Origin of the sequence: Celeribacter marinus (assembly GCF_965656515.1) — a bacterium.
Classification (GTDB): domain Bacteria; phylum Pseudomonadota; class Alphaproteobacteria; order Rhodobacterales; family Rhodobacteraceae; genus Celeribacter; species Celeribacter marinus_D.
Window position 1 is genome coordinate 1 of sequence record NZ_CBFHKW010000056.1, and the last position, 4,722, is coordinate 4,722.

At 52.9% G+C, this 4,722-nt stretch carries 4 protein-coding genes and 2 pseudogenes; all 6 read left to right on the forward strand.

Going from position 1 to position 4,722, the window contains the following annotated elements:
• Positions 1 to 300 (forward strand): annotated as a pseudogene (locus ACTG34_RS11310) (RluA family pseudouridine synthase); the annotation flags it as partial.
• The gene (locus ACTG34_RS11315) at positions 297 to 965 is read left to right on the forward strand and encodes an HAD-IA family hydrolase (RefSeq protein ID WP_439105012.1); all 669 of its coding nucleotides are present in this window, start codon (positions 297 to 299) and stop codon (positions 963 to 965) included. The pseudogene ACTG34_RS11310 and the gene ACTG34_RS11315, both read left to right, overlap by 4 nt.
• A 4-nt stretch (positions 966 to 969) precedes the next feature.
• Complete coding sequence (locus tag ACTG34_RS11320) at positions 970 to 1,680, forward strand: ATP12 family chaperone protein (RefSeq protein ID WP_439105013.1); 711 nt, start codon at positions 970 to 972, stop codon at positions 1,678 to 1,680.
• Positions 1,681 to 1,890: 210 nt separating this feature from the next.
• Positions 1,891 to 2,922, forward strand: a complete 1,032-nt coding sequence (locus ACTG34_RS11325) for an amino acid ABC transporter substrate-binding protein (protein WP_439105014.1) — start codon at positions 1,891 to 1,893, stop codon at positions 2,920 to 2,922.
• A 144-nt stretch (positions 2,923 to 3,066) separates the two neighbouring features.
• Complete coding sequence (locus ACTG34_RS11330) at positions 3,067 to 4,287, forward strand: amino acid ABC transporter permease (protein WP_439105015.1); 1,221 nt, start codon at positions 3,067 to 3,069, stop codon at positions 4,285 to 4,287.
• Position 4,288: 1 nt separating this feature from the next.
• Positions 4,289 to 4,722, forward strand: a pseudogene (locus ACTG34_RS11335) (amino acid ABC transporter permease); the annotation flags it as partial.

Sequence of the window (4,722 nt, forward strand, 5' to 3'; positions counted from 1 at the left end):
GGCCGCACACACCAGTTGCGTGTTCATATGGCCGAGATTGGTCATCCGATCATTGGTGACGGCAAATACGGCGGATCAGGTCAGGAAAATATGGGCGATGGATGGGGCGCACAACTGGGCGGCATCATTTCCAAAAAGCTGCACCTGCATGCCCGCTCGTTAACCTTTGAGCATCCCGTGACACGCAAACCAATCACTGTGACGGCACCGTTGCCCGAGCACATGGGGCATTCGTGGGAGACCTTCGGGTGGAGCGAAGATATTGCAAGTGTCGATCCGTTCGAGGCGCTTCATAAATGAAGCTTGTGATCTTTGACGTGGATGGGACGCTCGTTGATAGCCAAGCTCATATTGTGTCGTCGATGGAGGCCGCGTTTCTTGAGGCCGAATTACCCTGTCCGGATCGCAACACGGTTTTGTCTATCGTCGGGCTATCGTTGCCCTATGCGGTGGCCAATCTTGCGCCACAGGCGGATGCAGACACACATACGCGCATGGTCGCGGCCTATAAAAGTGCGTTCAATGCGACTCGCTCTAAGGTTGGATCCAACGGATTCCCACTTTACCCAGGGGCTGAGGCCGCGATCCGTGCGTTGGGTGCGCGTGACGATATCAAGCTGGCAATTGCCACTGGGAATAGTCGTCGCGGACTTGATGCGCTGATGGAAGGTTGGGAGTTTGCTGATCTGTTCGTGAGTACACAAAGCGCCGATGAACACCCCTCCAAACCGAACCCTTCCATGGTTGCTGCGTGTCTTTTGGATGCCAATGTTTCGGCGCATGACACGGTTGTTGTAGGCGACACCACTTACGATATGGAAATGGCGGCGGCGGCGCGTTGTCGCGGGCTTGGTGTTTTGTGGGGCTATCACGGGCGCGAGGCACTTTTGAGTGCGGGCGCTGGGCGTGTGATCGATAGCTTTAGCCAATTGCCCGCCGCACTTGATGACGTTTGGAAGGACTAGCAATATGTCAGATTGGACAGCAAAGCGGTTTTGGAAAGAGGCATTGGTTGTTGCTGATGGTGACGGGTTCTCGGTGCACCTGGATGGCAGGCAGGTGCGCACACCGGCGAAAGCGCCGCTTGTCGTTCCAACACACGCCTTTGCGCAGATCATCGCCAATGAATGGGATGCCCAAGTCGATAAGATCGACCCCGAAACGATGCCCGCGACTCGCCATGCAAATGTTGCAATAGATCGCATAGGTGTGGTTCATGACGAAGTTGTCACAATGATCTGTGATTACGGAGATAGTGATCTTTTGTGCTACCGTGCGAGCTACCCCGAGGCTCTAATTGCGCGCCAACGGGAGGCTTGGGATCCGCTCTTGGCGTGGGCATCTGATGTCTTGGGGGCGCACCTAGAGGTGCACGTAGGCGTCATGCATGTGCCGCAGTCAAAAGCAGACCTGAACCGGTTGCGGTCATTTGTCGATGCGATGACTGCGTTTGAATTGGCGGCGTTTCATGACCTTGTGTCGCTGTCGGGCAGTCTTATTATTGGACTGGCTGCGACCAGAAATGCACAGCCTGTCGAAGCGCTTTGGGCGATTTCACGCACAGACGAGACATTTCAGTCCGAGCAATGGGGTAAGGATGATGATGCCGAGGCGGAATCTGCCATAAAACGAAAGAGTTTTATCGACGCCCATCAGTTTTATCACGCCGTTCAAAAATAGATCGATTGGCTCAAAGCGCAGTCATTTTGTGATTTGGTGCCCTGAGACGTAGAGTAAACATGTTAATTCCTTATAGTCCCCTTGACGATCTGGAATGAATCCTCTCAACTTAGCTCATTGAAAGGGCATATGCTCAATTCGATATCTAACCCGTTCCGTAAGAGGACGGAAAGTGCGTCATAATCGGCGCAACATCAGGAAGAGGTAAAAATGAAAAAATCCGTATTTTTTAGCGCACTGACCGTGGCCGGTCTCGTTGCTGGCTCCGCAATGGCTCAGGATGGCGGGTCTCCGACACTCGCCCTCGTGAAGGACCACGGTGCTCTGAAGTGTGGCGTGAACACCGGTACGCCCGGCTTTGCAGCTCCAGACGCGAATGGCGTTTGGAAAGGCTTTGACGTCGATTTCTGTCGCGCTGTCGCAACCGCTGTTTTCGGTGATCCCGAAAAAGTCGAGTACACACCACTTAGCTCCGCTGTTCGCTTTACTGCGCTCGCATCTGGTGAAATCGATTTGCTTGCACGCAACACCACGTGGACATTTACACGCGACGTTGATCTTAAAAACACCTTTATCGGTGTGAACTACTACGACGGCCAGGGCTTCATGGTTCCTAAAGATCTCGGTGTGTCGTCCGCAAAAGAGCTCTCCGGCGCGACTGTTTGTATCGAAACAGGGACAACAACCGAGCTGAACCTCGCGGATTACTTCCGTGTCAACGGCATGGATTACGAGCCTGTACCTGTGGACAGCTTCACCGAAGCGCAGACACAGTTCCTTGCTGGTGCATGTGACGTTTACACAACGGATGCTTCCGCACTTGCATCTTCGCGTTCTTCTTTCGAGACACCTGACGCCTATGTCATCTTGCCTGAAATCATTTCCAAAGAGCCACTCGGCCCGCTTGTTCGCCACGGCGATAGCGCATGGGGCGATATCGTACGTTGGACACTCAACGCTATGGTTTCTGCTGAAGAGCTGGGTGTGACATCCGCAAATGCGGCAGAGCTTGCTAAAGGCACTGAAAACCCTGAGGTCAACCGTCTCTTGGGGTCCGAAGGTGAGTTGGGCGGCATGCTTGGTCTCGAAAACGATTGGGCGCTCAACGTGATTAGCCAAGTTGGCAACTACGGCGAAGCGTTCGAGCGTAACATTGGCGAGAGCACACCGATTGGTCTTGCGCGCGGTCTGAACGCACAGTGGACAAACGGTGGTCTGATCTACTCCCCACCATTCCGCTAAATCCTACCGTCAAAGAGAAGGGCGCGGGATTTCCGCGCCCTTCCTACATTTAACGACCCGTATTATAAAAATGACTCTTCACGGACCGATGTACGCACGCGGACCGAATGAAGTGCTATCAGGGAAAACAGGGGGCCGTCTCACATGACGACTATGACCGATCCGCCGAAAGGTGATGGCTTTCGCCTAAGTCAGCTACTTTACGACACGCGATACCGCTCGATGACTATTCAGGTCATTGCGCTTATTGCGTTTATGATGTTCGCAGCGTTTCTGGTTCGAAACACGATCATAAACCTCGAAAACCTAGGCAAAGATATAAATTTTAGCTTTTTGGGCTATTCTGCAAACTACGATATCAATCAGCGTTTGATCCCGTATGTGTCGTCAGATTCGAACATGCGCGCAGCGGTTGTTGGTTTGCTCAACACGCTACTGGTTGCCTTTCTCGGCTGCATTCTCGCCACCGTTGTTGGTGTGATCGCGGGGGTTTTGCGACTGTCCAAAAACTGGCTTACAGCACGTATTATGACGGTATATGTCGAAACGTTCCGCAACATTCCTGTGCTTTTGTGGATTTTGGCATTTATGGCAATTCTGTCTGAAAGCTTGCCTGTACCCCGCTCGTTCAAGGGGCCAAATGCCGAGTCGTCTATGTGGCTTTGGGATACTGTGGCGGTCACGAACCGAGGCACATATGTCCCGATGCCTATCTGGGGCGCAGGTTCAGCATTGGTCGTTATCACGTTCTTGTTGTCCCTCGTCGGCATTTGGGCATTTGGGAAATTCGCCAAGCGCAAGTTTGAAGCAACGGGGCAAATTTTGCCCACGTTCTGGATCAAGCTGGCCATTTTCGTTGTGCCAACAGTCTTGGCCTACTTCGTCTTGGGGCGTCCCGTGACACTCGCCTATCCTGAGTTCAAAGGGTTCAACTTCACAGGCGGGCTGCATCTGCGCAATTCGTTGCTCGCGCTTTGGCTTGCGCTCAGTCTCTACACAGGATCCTACATAGCGGAGATTGTGCGCTCGGGTATTCTTGCCGTATCAAGCGGTCAAACGGAGGCCGCATATGCTCTTGGATTGCGCCCTTCGCGTACAATGAATCTCGTGATTTTGCCGCAGGCCCTACGCGTCATCATCCCGCCGCTTATTTCCCAATACCTCAACTTGACCAAAAACTCGTCGCTCGCACTCGCTGTGGGATACATGGATTTGCGATCAACGTTGGGCGGAACGACCCTCAATACGACGGGCCGTGAGTTGGAGGCGATGGTCTTGATGATGCTGATCTATCTCGTGGTATCGCTTTCCATCTCGTCGAGCATGAACTTTTACAACAAATCAGTGAAGCTGAAGGAGCGGTAAGATGAGCGATACACAATCACACACCGTCGCCTATGTCCGCGACACGATGCTAGGGCAAAAGCCGGCCCCCCGTTCCAATGTGGGTGCCGCGCGTTGGGTCCAAGAGAACCTGTTTTCCGGTTGGTTCAACTCGATCCTCACGATTGTCTCTATCTTTGTTATCTACAAACTTCTTGCGGGCTCTTTGCCGTGGATGCTTGGCGGAGTATGGCAAGCTGATAGCCTGTCCGAGTGCCGTGACATCCTCAATGCGAAGTTTGGGAATACTCATTACGCCTGTTGGGCGGTTTTGACCGAACGTTGGAACCAACTCCTATATGGTTTCTATCCGAACACAGAGTATTGGCGCGCCAATTTAGCGTTCGTTGTGATGCTCGTTGCGATAGCGCCAATTTTGTTTGATGCTTTGCCGCGCAAACTTCTATGGGTCTCGGC